At 46.3% G+C, this 22260-nt stretch carries 26 protein-coding genes; all 26 read right to left on the reverse strand.

Translation table 11 applies throughout. From position 1 onward, the window contains the following. Positions 1-2 precede the first annotated feature (2 nt). The 26 genes from JNUCC32_RS13415 to JNUCC32_RS13540 all read right to left on the reverse strand — a co-directional run bounded on the left by JNUCC32_RS13415 (position 3) and on the right by JNUCC32_RS13540 (position 22138). The gene (locus tag JNUCC32_RS13415; RefSeq protein ID WP_192572377.1) at positions 3-1034 is read right to left on the reverse strand and encodes a phage late control D family protein; all 1032 of its coding nucleotides are present in this window, start codon (positions 1032-1034) and stop codon (positions 3-5) included. A 7-nt stretch (positions 1035-1041) separates the two neighbouring features. Beyond that, positions 1042-1248 (reverse strand): tail protein X, encoded by a 207-nt coding sequence (locus tag JNUCC32_RS13420; protein WP_192572378.1) that lies wholly within the window; start codon positions 1246-1248, stop codon positions 1042-1044. Beyond that, complete coding sequence (locus tag JNUCC32_RS13425; protein ID WP_192572379.1) at positions 1245-2972, reverse strand: phage tail tape measure protein; 1728 nt, start codon at positions 2970-2972, stop codon at positions 1245-1247. The genes JNUCC32_RS13420 and JNUCC32_RS13425 overlap by 4 nt, the downstream gene beginning before the upstream one ends. Before the next feature lie 123 nt (positions 2973-3095). Next, complete coding sequence (locus tag JNUCC32_RS13430) at positions 3096-3851, reverse strand: phage tail tape measure protein (protein ID WP_192572380.1); 756 nt, start codon at positions 3849-3851, stop codon at positions 3096-3098. Between the two features lie 238 nt (positions 3852-4089). After that, positions 4090-4419: a phage tail assembly protein gene (locus tag JNUCC32_RS13435; RefSeq protein ID WP_192572381.1), complete on the reverse strand. Its 330-nt coding sequence runs from the start codon at positions 4417-4419 to the stop codon at positions 4090-4092. Positions 4420-4440: 21 nt separating this feature from the next. Then, positions 4441-4962, reverse strand: a complete 522-nt coding sequence (locus JNUCC32_RS13440; protein WP_192572382.1) for a phage major tail tube protein — start codon at positions 4960-4962, stop codon at positions 4441-4443. 11 nt (positions 4963-4973) lie between these two features. Then, positions 4974-6416 (reverse strand): phage tail sheath family protein, encoded by a 1443-nt coding sequence (locus JNUCC32_RS13445; protein ID WP_192572383.1) that lies wholly within the window; start codon positions 6414-6416, stop codon positions 4974-4976. A gap of 3 nt (positions 6417-6419) precedes the next feature. Beyond that, positions 6420-6764, reverse strand: coding sequence for a hypothetical protein (locus JNUCC32_RS13450; RefSeq protein WP_192572384.1), 345 nt, complete (start codon positions 6762-6764; stop codon positions 6420-6422). Then, positions 6757-7230 (reverse strand): hypothetical protein, encoded by a 474-nt coding sequence (locus JNUCC32_RS13455; protein ID WP_192572385.1) that lies wholly within the window; start codon positions 7228-7230, stop codon positions 6757-6759. Before JNUCC32_RS13455 ends, JNUCC32_RS13450 begins: the two co-directional genes overlap by 8 nt. Further along, entirely contained in the window at positions 7230-7781 is a 552-nt protein-coding gene (locus JNUCC32_RS13460; RefSeq protein ID WP_192572386.1) for a phage tail protein, read from the reverse strand. The genes JNUCC32_RS13455 and JNUCC32_RS13460 overlap by 1 nt, the downstream gene beginning before the upstream one ends. After that, entirely contained in the window at positions 7778-8104 is a 327-nt protein-coding gene (locus JNUCC32_RS13465) for a hypothetical protein (RefSeq protein ID WP_192572387.1), read from the reverse strand. The genes JNUCC32_RS13460 and JNUCC32_RS13465 overlap by 4 nt, the downstream gene beginning before the upstream one ends. Beyond that, complete coding sequence (locus JNUCC32_RS13470) at positions 8101-8493, reverse strand: hypothetical protein (protein ID WP_192572388.1); 393 nt, start codon at positions 8491-8493, stop codon at positions 8101-8103. The genes JNUCC32_RS13465 and JNUCC32_RS13470 overlap by 4 nt, the downstream gene beginning before the upstream one ends. A gap of 37 nt (positions 8494-8530) precedes the next feature. Then, positions 8531-10555: a prohead protease/major capsid protein fusion protein gene (locus tag JNUCC32_RS13475; RefSeq protein WP_192572389.1), complete on the reverse strand. Its 2025-nt coding sequence runs from the start codon at positions 10553-10555 to the stop codon at positions 8531-8533. After that, positions 10506-12011: a phage portal protein gene (locus JNUCC32_RS13480; protein ID WP_228468955.1), complete on the reverse strand. Its 1506-nt coding sequence runs from the start codon at positions 12009-12011 to the stop codon at positions 10506-10508. The genes JNUCC32_RS13475 and JNUCC32_RS13480 overlap by 50 nt, the downstream gene beginning before the upstream one ends. Beyond that, complete coding sequence (locus JNUCC32_RS13485) at positions 12011-12241, reverse strand: DUF6148 family protein (protein ID WP_036643349.1); 231 nt, start codon at positions 12239-12241, stop codon at positions 12011-12013. Before JNUCC32_RS13485 ends, JNUCC32_RS13480 begins: the two co-directional genes overlap by 1 nt. Continuing rightward, complete coding sequence (locus tag JNUCC32_RS13490; protein WP_192572391.1) at positions 12232-14055, reverse strand: phage terminase large subunit family protein; 1824 nt, start codon at positions 14053-14055, stop codon at positions 12232-12234. The genes JNUCC32_RS13485 and JNUCC32_RS13490 overlap by 10 nt, the downstream gene beginning before the upstream one ends. Continuing rightward, positions 14039-14566, reverse strand: a complete 528-nt coding sequence (locus JNUCC32_RS31595; protein ID WP_228468956.1) for a DUF1441 family protein — start codon at positions 14564-14566, stop codon at positions 14039-14041. Before JNUCC32_RS31595 ends, JNUCC32_RS13490 begins: the two co-directional genes overlap by 17 nt. 316 nt (positions 14567-14882) lie before the next feature. Then, the gene (locus JNUCC32_RS13500; protein ID WP_009594507.1) at positions 14883-15428 is read right to left on the reverse strand and encodes a site-specific integrase; all 546 of its coding nucleotides are present in this window, start codon (positions 15426-15428) and stop codon (positions 14883-14885) included. Positions 15429-15729: 301 nt separating this feature from the next. Continuing rightward, a complete protein-coding gene (locus JNUCC32_RS13505) occupies positions 15730-16437 on the reverse strand; it encodes an acetylglutamate semialdehyde dehydrogenase (RefSeq protein WP_192572392.1) in 708 nt (235 codons plus the stop codon). A 260-nt stretch (positions 16438-16697) separates the two neighbouring features. Further along, on the reverse strand, positions 16698-17885 hold the full coding sequence (locus JNUCC32_RS13510) for a hypothetical protein (RefSeq protein WP_192572393.1): 1188 nt from the start codon (positions 17883-17885) through the stop codon (positions 16698-16700). 535 nt (positions 17886-18420) lie between these two features. Continuing rightward, positions 18421-18828, reverse strand: a complete 408-nt coding sequence (locus JNUCC32_RS13515; RefSeq protein WP_192572394.1) for a hypothetical protein — start codon at positions 18826-18828, stop codon at positions 18421-18423. 22 nt (positions 18829-18850) lie between these two features. Further along, a complete protein-coding gene (locus JNUCC32_RS13520; protein WP_192572395.1) occupies positions 18851-19051 on the reverse strand; it encodes a hypothetical protein in 201 nt (66 codons plus the stop codon). Between the two features lies 1 nt (position 19052). Beyond that, positions 19053-19325 carry a hypothetical protein gene (locus JNUCC32_RS13525; protein WP_192572396.1) on the reverse strand — a complete coding sequence of 91 codons (273 nt, stop codon included), beginning with the start codon at positions 19323-19325 and terminating at the stop codon, positions 19053-19055. Beyond that, positions 19322-20236 carry a DUF3102 domain-containing protein gene (locus tag JNUCC32_RS13530; RefSeq protein ID WP_192572397.1) on the reverse strand — a complete coding sequence of 305 codons (915 nt, stop codon included), beginning with the start codon at positions 20234-20236 and terminating at the stop codon, positions 19322-19324. Before JNUCC32_RS13530 ends, JNUCC32_RS13525 begins: the two co-directional genes overlap by 4 nt. Beyond that, positions 20233-21789 (reverse strand): PcfJ domain-containing protein, encoded by a 1557-nt coding sequence (locus JNUCC32_RS13535; RefSeq protein WP_192572398.1) that lies wholly within the window; start codon positions 21787-21789, stop codon positions 20233-20235. The genes JNUCC32_RS13530 and JNUCC32_RS13535 overlap by 4 nt, the downstream gene beginning before the upstream one ends. Positions 21790-21793: 4 nt before the next feature. Then, positions 21794-22138, reverse strand: coding sequence for a Cas9 inhibitor AcrIIA9 family protein (locus JNUCC32_RS13540; protein ID WP_192572399.1), 345 nt, complete (start codon positions 22136-22138; stop codon positions 21794-21796). Positions 22139-22260: the final 122 nt, after the last annotated feature.

A 22260-nucleotide genomic window follows, 5' to 3' on the forward strand; every position in this document is an offset into this window, starting at 1 on the left:
GTTTACCACCCCAACACTGGCCGTATCGTCATGTTCGTGACATAGCCTGAACTTCCGATCCCGTGACTTACATTCACTACTAAATATTTGCCGTCAAACGTACCAAAACCCTCGACCTGGATCGTTACCCCGGCAGCGATACGAATATCGCCAACCACACTCAAACTAGCTTCGCCCATCTCGCGATTCTTCTCGCGCAGCGCATTCCTTGCCTTTCGGAGTGCCTCCGCTTCGTTGTCTACTTGCTCGTTAATTTTCAGGATAGGGCCGATTTTGGGAGCGCCGGGCGGCGTATACTTCACTTTAATCGTTTTCTTTGATTTAGCTTGGGTATAGCTGATTTCGCAGGCGACATAGGATGCATACGACGAGCTCCAATTAAAGTCATAGGATAAAATTCGATCTCTCCCACGCTTGAAGGTAGCGACTACCGGCAATTTTTCGAATTCGAAATCATCGAACAACACCAGCTGCTTACCCGATATTTTGACGGACAGCCCTTCCGCTTTAGCTTGTTCAAATAAAAAAGCTAGATCGGAGACCTCCGTTTGATCCAGCCTGTCATACGTTGGATTTACAGGTGCGTTATAGCTTAGCTTCAGCCCTGCCCGTTTGGCAATCTCACCCGCAATCGTTTTTAGCGTGGCTTTTTCCCATGCTTTTGTTCGTTTCTCCTGCCGAATACTGGAGCCAACCCCAAGGCTTACTCCTTTGATGGATACCGTGTCCGGTGCGCCCGTTAATTGAAATGAATCGACTTCGAAATCACCAAGCGGCAGCTTCTTGACCTCCCCCTCTTTTTCCCAATGATGCGTGCGGATTTCAGCTTTTATACTGTCACCAGGTAAGGGCATCCAATCTGGACTTTGCCAAAGATTGTTTCGATCCTGCAAATTAATCTGAAGGTCATCCAGCTCCCCCGGAGGGGCATCCGTGTACGTGAAATCAAGTAAGCCCTTGGTGATATCCAAGGAAAGATCATATCCGTTATACGATAATATCAGCTCGGAACGCCTCGCCTCGATCGTTTTCATCCCTGCTCTATCCCTCCCTTTTCCACGGTGGCAAACTGCTGGATTGCCCAACCGGGTAAGGCGGAATCATCAATGTGATTCCGCCTGAAAACACGGTTGTTCGCATATAATCCGGATTTGCTCGCATGAGGTAGGTAACGTGCTCTTCCTCGCCATAAACTTTAAAGGAAATGCCGTCCCAGGTATCGCCCTGTATGGTTGTGTACGTCGTCATGCAAAACTCACCCTTTGCTTTTGTTTCGTGTATTTTTTCATCCGCTGCTCGAAATCATCGTGCTGTATCCGCGTAATCTCTTGGGCCTTCTCTTTCGAGACGTCTCCACTCCAATAGTTTTTCGGCGCATAGGTAATGTAGATCGGGCTGGAGCTCGCAGCTGCTGAAGGGCCACCCATAATCTGATTAGCCTTATCCAGCAAGGCATGTGAACGCGGTTTGTTATTCAGTGGAATCGCCATTTCAGGACCAGCCTCGCCAAATATGGAAGGCTTGGTTGCAATCCCGCCTTTAGCGAATCCTTCAAGTTCCGGAATCAAGCCAACGTTAAACCCGAGGGTACCGCCGCCTAACCAATCCGGAATATCGACGCTGACATTATTGATACCTTCGATGGCTTTGTTCACTAGGCGTATAACCGCATTGATCGGTGCAGCGACTAATGCTTTCAGCCCGGACCAAATCCCGGCAAACGTGTCCACAACACCCGACCACGCAAGCGACCAATCTCCGGTAAACACACCACTCACAAAATCCAAGATCCCGCCAAGCGTCGTCATTAAGCCATTGAACACACCAGACACTGTATCGATGGCTCCGACAACGACCGCTTTAATCACAGGGAAGGCAACGTTAAACGCACCTACCAATCCGTCAATGATCGGTTTGACTACCGTAAATACAGCGGAAATCGTTTGGCCGATTTTCCCGGCCACCGAAGTAAAGACCGGCACCATGCTGGAAAATGCACGGGAGATGGCTGGAGCCACATCATTGGCAAGGAATCCAAACACCTTGGAAGCGATCGGCCAAAGCTTGGCCCCGATATACTGACCAACGGGTAATAAGGCTCGAACAATTTTCGTACCAGCCTGGTACACCCCGATGGCGACCTTTGCCACGACTGGAGCGAATTGCTGAAAGATCTTCTTCCCGGAATCCATAATGCTCTTGATATGAGGCATTACATTGTCCCAGCCTTTCAGGAATTGATCTTTCAAGGACATGACTTCGGAGAAGACACCTGCAAAGCCTTTACCAATCGCCGCTGCATCTCCATCGGACATCCCTAGCATTTTTGCGTAGTTGAATCCTGCCCCGCCGATATCACCGCTGAATAAGCTCTCGAAAATCGGGCCAATAGTCTTCCCGATACCTCCAAACACCTTATCGATAGATCCTCCGATTTTCCCGAAAAAACTTTGAATGCCAGGCATCGCTCCTTGAAACCAATTACTAAAATCATTTAGCAACGGGAGCACTTTATCACCAATGGGCATGATGAACGTCGTCATGAGCTGACGACCGATTCCTCGAAACGCATATTTAACAGAATCATATTTAATTTCCGTGATTTCGCCCATGGTATCCTTGGTCATGTCAAACTGACTTCGGGCGGTACCCATCGCAGCAACAACATCTTTTTCAAGATCTTCAAACATTGTTCCGAAGAGGCCCACGCCAATTGCGTTTTTCTTAACAGGATCTTCAATGGATGAAATCGAATGAACAATCTGTTTGAAAGCTGCTTGCGCCTCTGGACCGCCTTTCGCAAAGGTTTGGGACATCTTTTCCGCATTTAGCCCGAGTGCTTGGTATGATTCAACTGATGTTTTGGACATGTCCTTAGATCGGATATTGAACTCTTTTACCGCATCCTTTTTGTTATCCCAAAGGCTTTTTATCCCTCGGCTCTTACAGTTGAATTCCTGTAAGTTCGGCATATGTTTTCACCTTGCGGTGTCGCGGTCTCGTGGAGGGATTATATCTTTTCACCCTCTATGCTCTGCCCCTGACTGCCATCATGACAGCCTTCGGTTCAAGTCAGGAATCTCACCCTTCTTGCTTTATGCCGCGATTTTAAGTCGGCAATGCTGAGCTTTACCGACTTTATCCAAATTAAAAGCGCCGGACTCAAGTCCAGCGCTGAAGGTATCAAACATTTGATTCGCGGAAAATCCCAGTGATGCAAAGTGTGGTGCGTATTCGTTCGAAGAATCCAGCAGTTCGCCGGATTTATCTAAACCTTTTTGAGCACCTTGAGCCATCAGGTTAAAAGCTTGATCGCTCGTAATCCCGAAGTTTTTTACCATCGTATCCGAGGCTTTAACTGACTCCGGAATATCTTCTCCGAACACGTCCCGATAAACAATCGCATTTCGGGCCGTCATTTCGAGCTCTTTGCCTTCTTCCTTCGTGACTTGTTTCGCCCTGCTTAACGCATCGGCCAAGTCATTCCAGTTTTCCCCGATGTTTTGGTTGTACAAATTTTTAACCGAACCAGACAGTGCGGCCATCTCTTGTTTGCTTGCCCCTGTTGAGGCTTGTAGTTGGTTCATGCTGTCTTGGTAATCCGTAATCGAACTAGCTAGATCCCCGATAGATCCGGCTGCGCCTTGGACAAGGGCAAAAGCACCTGAATACTGTGTAACACGGTAAAGAGCTTTTCCGAAATCACCTGTTACCTTGCCCAGCTTACCAAAGACCCCTCGGGCTTCCTTCGCCTCTTGGTTCACCGCTTGCAACCCATGCTCCATATTTCTCGTTGCATCGCCGGCGGATTTGAACGTTTTTTTGAACGTCGGGCTTATTTGTCCACCCAAGGCAAATATCGTTTCATACGTTCTAGCCATCCCTAGCCCCGCCTCCTTGCTTTCACCTTACGGCTGGTATTTGGGCTCGGTTTTTGATTCTTCTTTCGTTTTTCGACGTTCTCGCAGGCTGCAAGCCAGCCCTCAAGGTCTTTGAGCGGCTGACTAAGCCAGAACGTTAAGCTTGAACCTGGAATAAGCGAACAAAGGATGATTGCCGTTTCTCGTAGATCCTGAACAATATCCCCGCTTATTCCTCCCTGATTAAAAAATTGGCTGCCCTTTGAGTCACTTGGGTAAAGTCTTTTGCCTTCAAGTTCAAAATCACATCAGGAGCAACGCCCGCTGCTCTTGCTGCTACCGCAACCTGATAATTAATCGACAGCGCTCGATACACTGGAACCTCTTCCGGATTCATGCTTTGGGCCAATCGCGCACAATTCATAAGTTCATGACCGCCCAAGCTGTCGAAATCCAGATTCAAGGTTTTAATTTCTTCACCTTCAAAGGTGATTGGTCGGGTCAATTGGTAAACATTCTCGTTGTTCACCGGTTGGCTTTCTTGCTTTTTTTCCGCCATAATTCGTTGTTCCTCCTTTTATTAAAGCCCTAGATTCTCGCGAACCTGGGCTAGATAATCAACGCCGTCAATGATACAAATGAAATTCGTTTTATCAATTTCAACCACAGTCTCACCGTTATAAATAATCTTGAGATAGAATATTTCCAGCTCATTCGAGTTGTCCATAGTGCCACCAACGGAAAAGCTTCCAAGAGGCGTTGTTTTCGGCATGCCTCGAATGGTAACGCGAACCGGGATATGAATATAGCTTTGCGTAGCATCTAATGTTTGGATCGAGCCTCTAAAGTCAAGGTGTTGCATTTCCTGCCGGGCCAGTTTGAAATTGGCACGATCCAGCACACGCCAGTTCAGTGTCGTAACCATGGAACCAAAGTGGCCAATCAACGGACTTTCGATCTCTCCGGCTATGCCTGCGCCGTTGATCGTCTCCGTCAACGACTCTAAATCCGGAAGATCCACGTCGGCGACTCCGAGGTATTCCGATCCGTTGCGATAACCCGTGAAATTCGTTAATCTATCAGGTATTTGTTTGCCAGCCAAGGGTACCCCTCCTAAATTGCAGACAAGTATTCTGCATCATATTCCACCATGAATTCCAACTCTTGACCTGGAGACGGTGGTGTAAAGTAATTCCGGAATTTCAGCTTGCCGTTCATCGTGGATTCCTTCGGATTGTCTTGTTTGTTAAACTCAATCCGTCCACCCAGGATAAAGCCAGACGACTGCAACCCATTTAGGCGAATGTTCAGCGAATCAACGACCGCCTCCACCAAACGTTTATTTGCCGGATCATCAACATACATCCACTGAGTCAAAATGATGGTGTTATTCCACCAGTCAAACATGCGCCTCACCGGGATAAAGGAGCTCTGAGGGTCGATAGCATCCGGGAACGCCCCCGTACGATTGCCCCACGAACGAAAACCACCAATAAAATTCAAAGCGGTTACGATTCCTTCCGCATTGATCAATTCCGCCTCGTCCGGGCCAAGGGCAACTACTTTACCGTCATCGAGTACAATGCCGTCGATATGAAGGGCCTTATTGGACGGCGAACGATATGGAACACCGTCGTTCTCGGCATCAGTTTGACAAATAACACCTGCCAAATGCGTCGATAACCGATAGGTACGGCCAGACTTGGTTACTCTGGGCCATGTATTGAACTGGGCTTTGTCTGTGTAGAGATTGTCCTCTTTCCATTTATCAACTTGAGCTGCCGTTTGATTTCCCGGAATATCCGTAATCGCTTGAGCGTTGAAATTCCCGTTGATCTTGCGTGATTTTGCAACCATGACCGCGCCAACCACCGGGTCATGAGAAAAGCCAGGAGCTAAAATCAGACCTGGAACAACTCTTAAACGAGGAAACACTTGTTTCAATACTTCAAGGCCTGTAACTGCCCCTGTAACGCCGTCCGTTCCGCCGACGATGACCCCCGAATCCACATCTTCAGGTTTCAGCTTGTCATATCCGACATTGACGGAGCTTTCCGCAATCATTGCCCCGCCTGGCTTCGCGGTCAGTATAAGATGTCCGGCAGAATTGAATGAAAGTGTATAATCGGTATCCCGCACATAATCCGTTGGCGTCTGACCCGTGGACGATACTTTAACCGTATTTATCAAAATACCCTGAACGTTAATCGTGCCAGTGCCGCTCGTCAAAGTTACCGGGGAAGGATTTACACTCTCTTTATGCATCTCTGGATCAAGCACGTTAATGAAAACGGCTGGAGACTGTTTATACAGCTGAAAATGAGAGAAAGCAAATTCGCAAAGCGTATAATTCTCCCAATCCTCCGAGTATCCTAGAGCGTCTTTGTATTGCTCCCAGCTCTCTGCCAAAAAAGGCACATTCACTGGAGGCGATGCCAGTTTAGACATGTGAATAGGTGCCGTTCCGAATACAACCGGAATAGTCGCCAGTGGCGAAACCGGCGTGAGTATAGATGCAGGTACCTCCGTTACATAAACACCATGACGTTCTGCCATACGTTAAACACTTCCTTTCTGCGTCTGTGCGAACAATACCGCCTGATAGGCCGCATGTAACGGCGTGCCTACCGTTTCCGTTTGTAACCGCAATTTTGGAAATTCCGGAACGGGAACAAATAAATCTTTGAGCTCAGGAATTTGCCCCATCAACTTTTGAATCTGTCGCGGAAAACCTGCTCGGAAGGTCGTATATCGCGCCAGCTTCGGAATGGTAGGGCCAACATAGATAACGGCTGTCTCATATTCCCAAGCGTTTGGCGATTTGTCCGATTCCGGTTTTTCTTTCTTCTTCCGTGGCGTTTTATCGACTTTCGGATTTAATATTTCTTCTTGGATTTCATTCATCGTCATCCACCTCCTGTTGAACCGCTGGCAGGGTCCAATTGGTTTCTGCTCCGCCGAAATAATACGGATGCAGGTCTTCATCATCATAAATTTGCCAGTTGTACGGATACTGAATGGAGAACTTCCCGTCAATGATTCGTTTTGCCAACAAATGCGTTTGAATCCGCTGCAAGATATTCAAAATCGTCTGATTTCCCTGATAATCCGGATTTGAATCGTAGATTCCAGCAATGAACACCATCCGGCAAGCAGCTGCTTCTTCCTCACTTCCAATTCCGCCATCGATAATCCGAACGACGATATATGGGAAATGGGCAGAATCCTCTTCATCCGTCTTTTCTGGAAGCGATTGAGGATACACATTTAACGGTACCAGTTCCCCGGCCGCATTCTCCGTTTCAAAGCCAGCAAAAAGAACCTTGATCTCTTCGACCAAGGCTTTTTGCAGTAGATAGGGAGTAGCCATCAGTTCCCCTCCATGACTCGTTTTATCTCATGATCCAATCGTTTCTCGAAGGTCTCCACGGCCTGCTCATTAATGAATTGTCGCACTTCCGGGTTATCCACCATTTGAGGCACCGGAGGGCCGAACAGGCGCGTTATAGGAAGCCTTTTCTTGCTTGTACGCTGGAACACCTTAACGCCACTGATATTGGCGACAAAGCCCCGTAGAATCGTTCTCAGACTGCCCTGTTTTTTGACAGCCGCTTTGAAGGCCCGTGGTTTTTTCGCTGACGGTTCCCGAGCGTTGGTTTTAAATTTCTCAAGCCCGATGCTCCCGCCAGTCGAAACCACTGAAGCCCCTAAATTGTTTCGCGAAGCCCGGTTGATCTTAAAGGATTTGTTTACGTCCTGGGCTTTGATCCGGTAGATTTCGCGTGCCTTTTTCGAGGCATTGGATTTTACATTGGTTGCCGTCCGATTTAATGCCCTGGACAAGACTGCTGGCGCTTGCTTCGGATACTGGCTTAATCGCTTTTCAACCTCTTTCAGCTTGTCGGCGTCAATCGTAATCATGATCCGACCCGCTTCAGCGTAATCGTGTACATGACCTCATCCTCTTGGACATCCGCGACTTTGAAATTACGGTCATCTATCCGTATGGACGAATCCGTAATTGGCCGTTTTTCGAAGTCCGTTTTCAAGGCATAAAAGAGAAGAGAAGCGTTATAAACCCCATCCGTGGGATTCGAAGCGCTGGATTTTCGGTGCTGCAATTGATCTTCATCGATGACGATGATCATTTCACGGCCATTCACGATATGAGGCGTCCCGAATTCTTCCGGATTCAAGAAGACGTTCCGGGCATCCCGCTCCAATTGCTCCTGAAAGAAACTCATTGGGCATCCGGGGCAGCGTTGGCGACCTGTTCAAAATACCACGTTTCGTATTGCTCAAGACGGTCCTCTGCCTTGCTGGCTGGCTCAATCTCCAAAGCCTTGAGGCGATCTTTTTGATCAGGAGCAGGCAACTCTTTGAAGTCTTCAGGAGAAAGAATCGTATTACCAACAACCGGGAGATTGCCCAAGTCGTTTGACCCTCCGCCACTATCAAGATTGAAATCGTCTTGCGTCTGTTCCGTGACTTCCGTCTCCGTGTCATTCGCAACCTCATCCAGCTTGTTATTCTTTCGCAAAGCCTCGATCATGTCGAGGGGGAGCTGACCTTTCACGCTCTCCCCCGCTGCATACAACCGGCCAGCAAAATTCAAAGGTTCTTTCAGTATCATTTTGCTTCATTCCTTCCTGTAATAGATTAACGAAAGCTTATGGATTTGAAGGGGCTTGTCCAGGGTTCATAAAGAGTCCGCGGCTGTCCAAGATCGTAACACCGTAATCAAAGTAGATTCGGAAATCCATGCCCAAGCGGTCGAAGGCAATATCCGTTTCCAATGTCGGTTCTTCCTGACCACGAAGGTATGTCACCTCAATCGTATCCGCAATGTTCGGATCAGCAGCCAGGTACCAAGCGTACTCGGAGTACTGATCAAGTTCCGCGTCCACGATGATGTCCATGGAGTTGCGGAAGACGTTCGTCACTCCGCTGTGTTTGCCTTCTGGATCAGCTTCACTTCGGATGTACTGTGCTGCTCCTGTTTCCTGCTCGGCTGGAACCAAAAGGAACTTTGGAGCAATGTTCAGCGTGGCCTCATTTCGAATTCCTTTTTGCGTGCGCATCTTTTTGCGGCCTTCGCTCATCGTCGTTGTGCTGATTGCGCCTGGAGTTCCCAAGTTGTTGTGTGCGGCACTGAACAACTTCTCACTGTCAAAGATGAGTGGGTTTGTGGCTAGCATTTTGTACACCAGCTTGTTAATGCCGCGCTTGGCGCCGATAACGTAAGCGGCAGGCACCTTGTTCAACACGCCCAAGTCATCGTTGATAAACGCTTCGCGCGTGAACCCCCAACGCTTGGAGTAAGTCAGGACAGCTTTCGTCACCTTCTCATCTTTCATAGCCGTGTCATACGGAATCAAACCATTTTGCGGTGTCAGTTCCAGGTCGCCCGCTTCGGAAATGCGATAATGTTCAGCTGCTTTGAAGTCGGAATTCGATCCTTTCCCCGTCCAGTATTGGAACGTGGTTGGAGCCTCTTGATAGGCTTGCGAAAGTGTTTTACTCGCTGCGTTCGATAGAATCGATTGGAACGTTGAATCCGGGGACAACGCACGTCTCAGGAGATCTTCATCGCTCATTCTGTGCGCACCTTGAACACCAGCGCGTTCCAAACATTCCACCGCAAGATCACGCAAGCGAATGGAACGAAGCTCCAATGCTCCTGCAGCCGGTTTGATGATCGAACGACCTGCTCTCATCAGCAATCCATCCGTTGCCGCATCTCGGAACTTGTCTTGATCCTCCGCCCCAAACTCAATGCCAGATGGATGCGGCGCGCGGCTTTCGCGCTGCTTGGTTAAAATCGCATCTTTAACCTTTTCCAACGTGCTGCCATCCTGGATAAATGGATTCGCATCCAAACCAAAATCCCGGCAAAGTTGCGAGATCCCCGACACTCTGGAGCGCTCTGCTTCCATTGCCTGGCGTTTCAACGCCTCTGGATCAATTCCAGGCGGTGTATTTGCTGGAGCTCCAGCGCGTTCGCCGCCTTCAGGTGCCGGATTTCCTCCACCTGCTCCCGCTCCCGTATCAGGTGCATGCATTAAGCCTTGTGCGGCCAAAGCCAACATTTTTAATCCCTTCATTCCTTCATCCTCGCTTTCATCATTATGACTTCTTCCTACACCAACTGATGGATCAGCTGGCGTTGGTTCAACACTGATTTCAAATGGTTGCCACTTCAAAGCCACATAGGCCGGACCTGTAAAGCGTCCATTGGCCGATGATTTGCCCGCTTTGACCTCTTCCCAGCTGCTAACGGAATACCCAACGGAAACGCCCTTGATAATCCCTTTGAGCACTTTCTGAAATACTCGGTCGCTATCTTCATCATCATCGAATTTGACAAGCGCCCGAGCCTTCCGCTGCGAGCTGTCTAACCAGACCTTTTCAATGCTGCCAATTGGCATACGACCATACTTCGCATCACGGCCATGGGAAAACAGCAGTACGCCGACTTCCTCCAGGCGAGAAAGGTCAATCGCTTCCGGATCATGGCTTAATATTTCAGAACCGAAATAACGCTCGTATGGTGCTTCACTCGAAAACGAGAGCTCCACGGTGCGGTCCGATTCATTAACCGTGTCCCGCTGAAAGGTCAAGGTGCGTGTTAACGTTGACGGCTCCTTAGTTCTTGTCCTCGTCAAGATCGTCGGCATCTTCAGATTGTCCTTCACCGTCATCCTCCTTCAACAAATCCTTTTCATATTTCCGTTCCGCTGCCCGCTGTTTCAAAACGTCGCGCCAATCCTCACCCCGTTCTGCGCAAATTCTCGCGAGCGTGTCCTGATTGGTTTCCAGCGCTGTCTTGTTGGCGTTAGCTTCTTTGCCTGGATCGATCCAGTTATAACCTGGTGGTATCCAGACATGAGCGAGGTAATCTTTTTTGTTGCTGCTGTAATGAGGCAGTTCGAGTTGCCCTGTCAGGTGCATCGCGTCCAAAAATTCAAGATAGATCGGAGTAAGCACCTTTTTAATCAGCATTTTTTGCATTTTTTTGTATAGCTTCCGGTCCTCGATCAGTCCCTGTCGGGCGGAAGAGTAATTAACTTGAGATAAGTCACGCGACACCGCTTCATAGCTAAGACCGATTCCGGCTGAAGACAACCGAACCAACGTCGTAATAAACTCTTTCGAGTTGGAGGCTTGTCCTGCTGGTATGACGGCTTGAACCTCATCTCCAGGATTTAATTCGCCGATCATGCCCGGCGTTATGGACATCCCGCTGTAATCCTTACGATCCGTATTCGCGAATTGCGAAACCCCGCGTCCTGGACCGCCATTAGATGGTGTTTCTCGTTTGATAAAAACGGAAAGGCATGCCAACACCCGCTCCTTAATGGATACCGCCTCGATAAACTGATTCGCATCCTTAATTCGCGGTAAGGCCGTCGCGAGCTGCGACACTTCCCGGATTTGCTTTGGCGAATTTTTTTTGAATAAAAAAATGACGTCCTTCGCCTCAACCCGGACCGATTCTCCAGGCAGCAGCGTTTGGCCGTCTAACTTCTTGAAATGATATGCAACAGGCTTATTAAACTTGTCTAGCTCGATCCCTTCCACGATCCGATTGCCATTTTCCGTTGGAACGATCGTATTCAGATCATTCAAATCATCCACTGTACGCATTTGGATTTTGAAAGGAAATTTATCATCTTTTGTGTACACCTTGACGACAATGATTCCGCCATCCACGATATACCGTCGTAAAAGAGTTTCTTCAATCTCATCCAAGGATTGCGTTCCCGTGATATCCACATTCTCAGCTTTGCAAAACTCTTCCCATAGGTCCTCGATGGCATGGTTTATTTGACCATCCTCATTACCCGGTTTGGTATGCGGAATCTTCGCCTGAAGCATCATTCCACTTCCGACAACATTTCGTTCAAACGCTAATAAGATTGCACCGGCGATATCACTATTTCGTTCAAGGTCTTGTGCTCGATGTCGAACAAGCGTCCGTTCTCCCCGAGAGAGATTGTCATATCCTTCAGTGCCAGGATTCCAGTTACGATTCAAACGCCCTGTACTCCCGCTATCAAATGCGGATACCGCCGACCGCCAAGCCATTCGTTTATATGCCCATTGCGGACTGACCGTGGCAATGGACCGTTCTAGCCAATTCAGATTCATCACCTCCCTTCAAAGTAAACTGCTCGGAACATCCCGCCGTTTTCAATATCGGCGATTTCTCTTTCGAGGCGTGTCCGTTCCTCGTATAACAAGCCAAGATCTGCACGACGGAATGATTTACTCCCGATTCGATATTCTTGCGCCCCTCGCAATACTGCGCTAATCGCTGCGCGTACCTCAGCCAGTTCCATATTCAATTGTTCCAATCTTTCCAGCGGCGTCATAGCCATGAGCCTCCACCCCCTACCCAATTGTTATTCGCAGGCTTTACCGGGACATTTTCACTTCCTGCCGCTTTCTTCTCAGGCGTCTGTTCATACCGCATATACCGGATACCCAAACAATCCGCCGCGAATGCGGCATAAACTTCACAGTCAAGGTAATGGTTATCTGCATGGGCTGTTTTCTTGCGCCAAACCTCAATTTCCCGCTTTCCATGTTTCTCAATTACCTTTTCTTCAGCCGTGATTTGCTCCGCGTAATCCTCATCGCAATCGATATATACATACCAGCCACCGGGACCGTCCTCTTCTCGGTTTAATCGGCCTGAAATAAAGTCTTTATAGTAACCGCCGTCTACGAGATAAAGAGAAAGGCCAAAAACGCCTCGCTCCGCCCGGTCAATCTTGGTCAGGGTATACTTTGTTCGCAAAGGTGTGTTCGAACCCTTGATTGCAACAGCCCATTCCGGATTCTGAGCGCAAAAATCATAGGTTTCATCAGCGTTATATCCGGAGTCCACGGCACAAAGATTCACAAAGTATTCGGTCCCGTCCCTGGTGAAATAGGAGATGTTCATTGCATCTTCAATCTCCGCCCACGTTTCAACGACTCCATGGCGAATATTAGAGCTCTCCATTTTCTCGCCCCACGCACGGATCGTGTAATAAAACCGGTCTTTCTGCACGTCAACCCCGCCAGTTAACAGAATTGTTCGTTCCGGAACAACACCCTCTTCATAACCGCTCACCTTACTGAGCACCTTGCTGCTACTCAGTTTGACTTGCGTATTTTCCCAAGGTTCCGCCAGCCAAGAATTGATAAAGTTCATAAACTCTTCAGGCGTATTTTTTGACGATACAAATTCATACGCGACATCACCAAATCGAACCCACGGACTATAGATCGCATTCAAATGAAAGCCCGTCTTAATCCCTGGAACCGTGGAGCCGTTCTCTGATCGCCACTCGCCGCCGCGCAGCATGGCAGGTTTATGAGCATCCCGAATGATTTGCTCGCAATGTACGCATTGATAATGGGCCGTTTCCTTGATTTTCTCCCGATCCAGACTCTTATTGTAAATAATTTGTTTGTACTTAAATGTCTGGAAATAACCACAATGCGGACAAGGAACGTAATAATGCATACGAACATCCGCCGTCAGCCAGGCTTGCCATATCGGCCCACCTTTCAGCGTCGGCGTTGAAGTCTGCATGATCTTTTTATTAAACGGAAAGGTTTTGGTCCGCTCCCGTGCCAACGCCCTCGGGTCAGCCTCTTTTCCGGAATTTTTCGGGTACTTGTCCACCTCATCCATGAACAAATATCGAATGGCCCGGCTAGAAAGCGACGCCGGACTGTTCGCGCCTGCGATAACGGCGTACATTCCGTTGAACTGGAGCTCCAGAAGCTTGCTGTCCTCTTCTTTAAAGCGCTCATTGAGGGCTGGGCTTAACCTGATCATCGGTTGTAGCCGGTTCTTGGAAGTAAACTCGGCCAAATCGAGCATCGGATAAACGATGAGCGCCGGGCTTGGATCTTGGGCAATGGTATACCCGAACATATTGTTGAGGCTTTCAGTGCCGCCGACCTGGGTCGGTTTCACAAAAATGATTTCCTCAATCCGAGGATCAGTGAATGCATCCATGATGCCCCGAAGATATGGCGTGCGTTCCGTCCTCCATGGGCCAGGTTCGGCGGATCTCTCATCGAGAATTCGATTACGATCAGACCACTCTGACACCGATAGCTTTTCCGGAGGCCGCAATACGTCAAGGCCAGCGTGCAACCATTCCGGCCAATGCTCATCAGTCCTTTTTGGCATCGTACACACCTCGGACAGACAGCTGGAGCAAAGCGGCGTTTGTGGTATCAGCAATATTCTGTTCGATCAAACGAACTTGTTCCGGTTCCAGATACGGCGAAATCTCCATTGCAATCTTGCGGCTGAATCCTCCCATCGATCGTCGAAGAGAAATAAAAAAACGCTGGAGCTCACTCACAACGTCTTCGCGTCTAATGTATTCACCTTTGGAGATAGCATTTTTCAATGTTGCCGCTTCGGCCTGCTGCTCTTTCAGCTGCGCTTCATATTTCAGCTTTTGTTGGGATAATGTCATTCCTTCTTCGTCGTCCGGATTCTTCTTCACGCCCCGGTTATCCGTCACCCATTTGATGGTGTCTTTTAACGAGTACCATCCTCGGGCCTTTTTGGGCATTCCGTTTCGCTCCCATTGTGCAATCGTATTGCGGTGAACATTGAACACTTCGCAAAGCTCAGAAGTCGCGATACATAAGGCTCCGTCGATCATTTTCGCTCTCACTTTTTCACCCATATAACCCCCTCCTTTTTGCACAATGCATAGTGTGCAATTTTTATAAAATTCGGTGGAATGCCGGGCTCACTCGTACCCGCATAGGCACCCACCCCCTGGGAAGGACCCGCGACCCAAAAAACCGCGAGGCCGCGCCACGATTGGGCTCTCAGGCTTCATCACCTTCTATATATGAACTGAATGGCCTCTTCTGCTCTCTAAGTTATTCATATCTTAATAAAGAGCATAACTCATTCAGGTTGATTTCTTCTTACTCTCCCAAGGCTTTCAGCTTCTTTCATGGTTTGAGTTCCACACTCATTCAATGAAGGGATCTCTATAAACCAAAGTCATTCATGGCCGCATCCATCATGTCCTGATCCATGCCAATATACCTCATCGTAATGCTCCTGTCTGAGTGGTTAAGCAAGTTCTGAACCAAGGTGATATCCTTTTTCTTTTGGTACATGTGGTAGCCGAACGTCTTCCTAAGAGTATGGGTGCCGATATCCACGAGGCCAAACTCTTTGGCTGCTGCCTTCATAATCTTATAGGCCATGTCCCTTTTAATCGGTTTATTCTTCCCGCCTTGCCTGGAGGGAAAGAGAACATCCTCCGGATTCATATTGGCGATGTACCTTTTTATCTCTCGCTTCAGTACCGGTGGAATCTTCATTATCTTTCGCTTCCCGGTCTTCATCTCTGTCATGACGAGATATTCGCCCATCACGTCTTTGACTTTAAACTTAAGCATGTCTTGGATACGCAAACCGGTATTAATGCCGAATACAAACAACATGTAATTCCGATGGGATTGTTGCATCAGGAAATCTTTAATCGCTTCAATCGTTTCTTGATCTCGTATCGGTTGAACAAAATTCATATCACCACCTCACAAATTCCCAAGCGTTTGGGAATATCTCTTTTAGATACTTTAGAAAAGCCAACCCTTTCTTTTCATGGATCGCTTATCCTTATTAAGACAAACAAACATCTCTGGATCTATGTCCCCAATTACAACATGGTTTTTCAGTATCGATTAATCCAACACTGTATGTAATTCGGAATCGCTCCTGTAACCAATTTTGGTTAGCTTACTTATTGCAGCAACATTTTCTACAAACTTTATAAGAATGAGCTTCAGTTCCTTCAGCGGAAATAAAAAAAGTCGCCTTTAAAGGCGACTAGTCAACGTCATCATCCGAATTTTCTAATAAAGCAGGGTGTTTTTCCTTAAGGAATTTATCGAAGTTTGTTTGGATTCTTAGTGCTTTCATTTTTGCATCAATAATCTCCAATAAACTCTTACCTTGCTCTATCGCTTTGAAATCCTTGATATTGATATCGATAATATGTGTTCGATCCTCTAGTTTCTCCCTGAGTAAGAAAAGCTTCCTCGTTAACCCAGAAGCTGAACTCCAATTACTCCCCGCAAGGCCATAGTAAGAAAAAAGAAGACCAATTTTAGATTGATTTGAGGCAAGAAGTGTAAAGAACTTTCCAACCCATGTTACACCAATTTTTTTATTATAGTTCTTACATTCTGAGAGAAACATTTCCCCAGGAAGTGTAATAAATTTCTTCAGGTCTCTTCCGATGTGATTTAGCTCAAGCAGCTGGTCGATTTCATTGGTGGTGTTCCTTATATTCTCATACACGTTAAATATACTTGATTTTTCGAGAAGAAATGTCACCAAATGTTCAAGGGCTTTCCCCTTTTCTCCTGTAGTTGCTTTACCTGATCCTTCATGTAGCTTAATTAGCTTTTCAAGAAGTACTTTATATTCATGTTCGTCTTTTTCATCAAGCCTTGTGATTTCTCTAAACCTCGTCTTCTCATCAGCATACTGACTTAAGAAATATTCTTTAATTGAAAGCCCGACATCACCCATCAATGATCACCTTGTAAATAACTATGCTGTCTTTAATTGGATCTAACTCAGTTATACATTCTTCACATTCAACATATTGTGGCAGCTGGTTAATCGTTTCGTATCCGATCCCTGTAAATCTCCTACAATTTCTACAATATAACTCGTAATGCGGTTTTATTATCCCCAGGTCTTTTACAGTTTCTAGAATGCCATAAACTTCACTCATTGGGATATCAAGATGCCTAATAATTGCACCTGGGTAAATATAATCCCCTTTTTTATACGACTTGATCATCGAGAGTAAGCTCTCTAGCTTGCTCGGCGTTAGCTTTTTCGATTTTTCTAAGCTCTTTCTGATTTTTAATAATATACTCGGTGACATAATCCATCTTCTCCATCTCAGAATGACGACCATAATACTGTAAAATTGTATAATCTTCATCTGTGACACCGAACTTGAACTTCACTTTAGTCTTGTCGCTTTTCCAAACCAAAGTAATCCATGGTAAGTCCGCGAGCGTTTCGGTTTCAGTAACGAAGGTTTCAAGCAACTTTTTTATTTCTGGGCTATTATCAAAGAGTTCTTTATTAGCACTCATCAATTCCTTCAATTCACCGAGTAAAGGAAGAACGTAATTTTCATTGATTCCATTCTCAAGAATAGCTTTTCCACCTTTTTGGAAACTCATTGATTGAGCATCTACTACTACTTCTGGTTGTTTATTTTTTCTGATGTATTCAATAACCGGAGGAAAATTAACTGGTTTAAAGGAACATTGAAGTTTTTTTGCAAACCAATCTAAAACAGAGCCGATTTGCGATTCATAAAATAATTCAGATGGTCTAAACATCGCGCTCGCACTATCTAATCGGACTTCAAGGATATTCATGTGTTTAAAATAAATACCCAGCATTGGGTACTTAATTTGCTTTTTTTCTCCCGATCCAGGAACATGACCACTCAGAACTTTACTAAACTTAAACATAAAGACATTACCAATCACAAAAAGGGTTGGCTTGGCAACGCCTTGTAATATATTGGTAGAGAAATCGTGTTTGTAACTAGGACTTACAAAGTCGTTGATTTCCCCTTTATCTAGCAAGTCATTAATTAGATCTTCCTTTATTTGATTAACATGAAAAAATGCAGCGTATTTATACGATTTATAGAATTCGTTCCGCTCAATATGCTTTACTGCTTTCTGTTCACGGTCAATAGCCAATGAAAGTCGATCAATCGTGCTTTCTACCTCTGATAGATCAAGGATGTCTTCGGATCGGGGTGTCTTTCTTTTTCTTAAAAGCAAAACCTCTCCCTTCTCCATATTCTTTAGCAAGCCGTCTTGTATATACTTTGGATATCCTTCAGATATCGTCGATGTTAATAACTTTTTGTAAGAGGACTCAGAATCATTAACATTTTCTGCTTCAAATATATCCGTCATATAGACCACCTGTTTTATCATTTTGGGTAATTCTTCCTAAAATAATAACACAGATTATAGAAATAGGAACCCTTTATCAAAAAGTTTTGGGGAGATAGAAAAAACAGTCACGTTTTTTAGTAGCTATACTATCCCTCTGGCATTCTTTTCGGATACAAGTTTGCTTAGTGCCGGTCCAGGCCCCCCACTCACAGCCTCTGCATTTCTCGGGCTGTTGGAACATTGATTCGTCTTGGTTCGGCTTCATATGGAAGCTCCTTCGTATATTATTAAGGCCTTGATAGGATTCGAACCTATCTAATCCTTGAAGGCCATGAAGAATCCGTACTTCTATCCCGCCCGGATGGAGCGGTTTCGGGGCATCGAACCCCACCTCACACCGAACCCCTGACGATGAACGTCTAAGGATGATTCGTTCCATCCCACAGCGCGGCCGAGTTCCTACCGCGATAACGGGCAGTAGGCACACCGGAGAGGTTGAACTCCTCTCTATGTGCCTACTGTATAGCTAATCAACCGCCACTTTGGCGTCAAACCGCCGTCATTACTGCGTCAGTTAACCGTCACTTTTTCCGATGATTCCGCATAGCTTCAAATGTTCCGCAATCGTATCCACACCGACCCCTATTCGGCGATCAATCGTTTTTTCACTGCGCCCATGCTCCGACCAGAAAGCATCTATCGTTCCAGAATATTTAACACCTTTGATGTACCTGTGTTCAAAAATCCTTTTTACTTCTTCATCTATAATCAGCCCAACAGCAACATTAATTTCATCTAATATCCGACCGCCTTCATTTAAAACTTTCTGCTGCTGGGGCGTTAAACTTTCTGGATCTCTCCGCCTCACATCATTAACCTGACGGGAAAACTTTGGATAGTTGGTCAATAGCTTTTTTACAGTTTTACGTTCGGCTTCTGTCACGCTCGGGTATATTTCCATTTGAATCACCGTTGCCCCCATACTTGGCTCCTTTCTTTCATATTCATGATTTGGCCTCTCCCAACGCATGTTGAGCAAACGTTTCAGCTTTGGACCATCGGATCTGGCCTTCGCTTCCTTTACGATCAATCGGTATATAACCCGCTGACAATATTCCTTCTTTGACTTCTATTTTCTCAAGCCGGCGCAACAAACCGTTTCGATATACGTATGTTCGACCAGTCTTTAATTTATCGATCCTCATGCTATGCCTCCTTGATCTCATCCCGTTTAGACACCCAGGCAAACCCGAACCCTTTACGTAGTGGGTCTTCAATTATGTAAGCCACCCCTTTTGGGACATACATGCCTGGTTCAATCCGCAATACTCCGAATCTGGTTTCTATCGTCTGATTTTGAGAAATCGGAGCTGATGGACAAACCATCAGCTTCAAGTTCTCGATTTTGCTTCCTTTTTGAATCACCCGATGTAACGCATCATCGACCATTTGAGCTGCTTTCGGGATCAGCGTACTCATTTCGCTTTTTCTGACATTCGTCCAAGCAGGCCAGAAACTGCATTCAAAAATCTAGCATGTTCATCAGGTGCTGTTGTTTTGATTTCATATAATGCACCGAGCAGATTATCAAAGTCCTTGACTACTGTTTCGAAAATAACAGCGAACTTTGCCATTGCCTTGTTTTCATTTCGCTTCACTTGTTCGCGCAGCTGGGCCAATTCTTTCTCTACATCTTCCGGTACCTTTTCGATAATTTCAGGCGCTGGGATATCAATCGGTTTGGCCTTGAGTAGTTTTTCAAGCTCCTTGATTCTCTTCTGGTTGTCCACCAACTCAGACTCTTTTTCGTTGAGTTTCTTCTGAATCGCGTTAATTTGATCGACATCTCCAATTTTATGAGCTGCTTCCAGATCGGACTTGTAACGCTCGGCCAGTTCATAGTTCATGCCGTTCTGTTTCTGCATTTCGGCTAAGCTGCTTTCCACCTTCTCGCGTTCCATTCGTTCATACTCCGTCTGCTCATTAGCCTTTTTCAGCTGCTTCTCCAGCGCCTTTTTCTCTTTGATCAAGGTTTGAAGTTCTCTCGTTGAAAGATCCTCTACCTTGTTCTCTTCCGCGAAGGATTCCCGTTCCTCGGCTGGAATGGAGAGCAGCGCGACCGCCTGCGTGTAACTTAAATTAGCAAGCGTTTGGGAATTCTCATACTCTTCGGATACTCGCATGAAATTGTTGGCCGTTGACTGACTGTAGTTCACGTTGTCCTGGAGCCAGCCGCCCCATTCACCGTGCGCAACAAGTTCCTTTGCTTCTTTTAACTTTCTACCGATATCGATAGCGGATTGAAGGACATACTGCCTTGCTTGTTGGTCAATGGATCTAATCTCAGCAGCGATAACTTCAGGTGAACGTAACATAATTTGCGTTGTCATACGGCAACCTCCTGGCGGCTATTTAGTTTGATTCTGGATTTTTTCTTTTTTGTAAGCTTCTCTTTAACGAATGCTTTAACGAAGGCGACAACTTCATGAGTCATATCGTTGTTCTTGAACCCCCTGCATTGGACAATCTTGCCCTTTTGAATCTCCAAGGTGTAAAACGGCTTGTCCGGTTCCTCTGCCTTTCGGATAAAGAAAATATCGCAGTACCCTGTCGCGTATCTTTCCGAATATCTGCCCACACAATGTTTAAGCATTTTACCTTCGTCAAAGAGTTCAATCGTTGATTCTGCTGGTCGTAAAATGAGACCATACTTTTCAAATCGGAATGATTCAAGAATCGAAACTCGTTTAGCGACTTTCTTGTTCAACGCTTCATCCGCTTTCATTTTGATCTGTTTCCTCAACTTGTCATGCGCTTCATGAAGATCGTTCGGGAATAGATTTCTATCCTCCCTGATATCGATATTCAATTCCAGGCAATCTAAGCGGTAATCTCGCCAATCCGTGATAACATTCGCTGCACGCTTATAGTGATCACCATGATTCCGTATCTGCTTTAACACGTATTTGTAAATTGCTTTCTCGGTAGTCAACCTGAGTAGCTCTTTAAGATAGTCCTGGTAGATCGGCATTTCAAGATCCGCCGCCAATATCGACTCTACCACCCCTAACCCCATGTCCTTTTTTCGATTTTTTTGATAAGTTCTCAGTGCCTGAGGGGATACTTCCAAACCTGACTTGCGGATCTCGTTCAATTCCGCTTTGTTCAGCCTGAGTACATCGAATATCGTTTTCCCATTCCAATTGATTGCACCATATGTTTTATCTCTGTAGAGCTTGGCCCACACCATGGAGGAAAATCCGGATTTGGTCAGGTATTCGATGCAAGGATAACGTGCAGCTAAGTCGAAAAACTCGGTCATATCGCTGATGTATGCACCGTTGTCGTACTTGGTGTACTGCTCCCAAGTGCAGTATTGAAACGGCGTGCCCTGTACAGCTTGGCGAATGTTTTTCACGGACATATGCTTCTTCCAACTTCCATACTTATATTCCCCATCAAATGCCGAACGTAGCTTTTTAGGCTGTTTCATTGAGTAGCTAAAATAGGTGCTGTTTCCCGATTGAAACAAGTACATATGACTGGAATTGTATTTGGTGATCACTTCTTTGAAGTCACCGCTATAATCCCGATAGACGCTAATCACCCTGGCCGTTATGGCTTGGTTGTCTTGCACAGACTTTTCGTACCAGACCAGCACCGCAGTATCACACATGAATTTTCTGCCGATCCCCGCCGACCGGACGCCACACTTGGATTTACAGTTCAGACATATAGCAAGTTCTACTTGCTTGTGACGCAATCTCTCCAATGGGCGATGTTGCTTTTTGCAATGTGTACAATAAGCAAACTGCACCTTTGCGACCGTTTTAATAAACAAGTACCGGCTTTCCTTAAAAACGTTGTCTGTCACATACCGTTCCAACTGAGCGCTGATCTTCTCCGGGAAATGGGCTTTGAATTCTTCATATTTCATCGCCATCACCTCACATGAAGTCGTCAAGCTTCACATCGAATCGTGAAACTTCCGGCTCTGGTTGAATGGTTTGCACGGCTTGGACAGGTTGCCCGTCGATCTCGAAGTATTTCAAGACAATTGCATAGCCTTCAGCATCTGTTAACATGGCCATGCCGTTTGATTGTTTCTTTTTTGCTTCGTTTTTCATAGCTTCCAAGCTCTTGGCAATGCTCTTGCCTTTATCCAGAATCTTCTCCGCGCATTCTGGATGGGCTTGTACATGTTGAATCAAAAAATTTCCGATTACCTGGATGTATGGATTGCTCTGGCTGCCTGTGATCTCGTCTTGCAGTTTCTTCACTGCTTGTTCCATCTCAGTTCACCCTTTCGATTTATCTCTAACTCCATCGCCTCTTCGGCGTTTAAGCACTCGTAATTCCAGCTCGTTCACTTTGCTTATATCGATCTGCTCTATGAACCTGGGCCATATCGGCA

Origin of the sequence: Paenibacillus sp. JNUCC32, from assembly GCF_014863545.1 — a bacterium.
GTDB lineage: Bacteria > Bacillota > Bacilli > Paenibacillales > Paenibacillaceae > Paenibacillus_AQ > Paenibacillus_AQ lautus_A.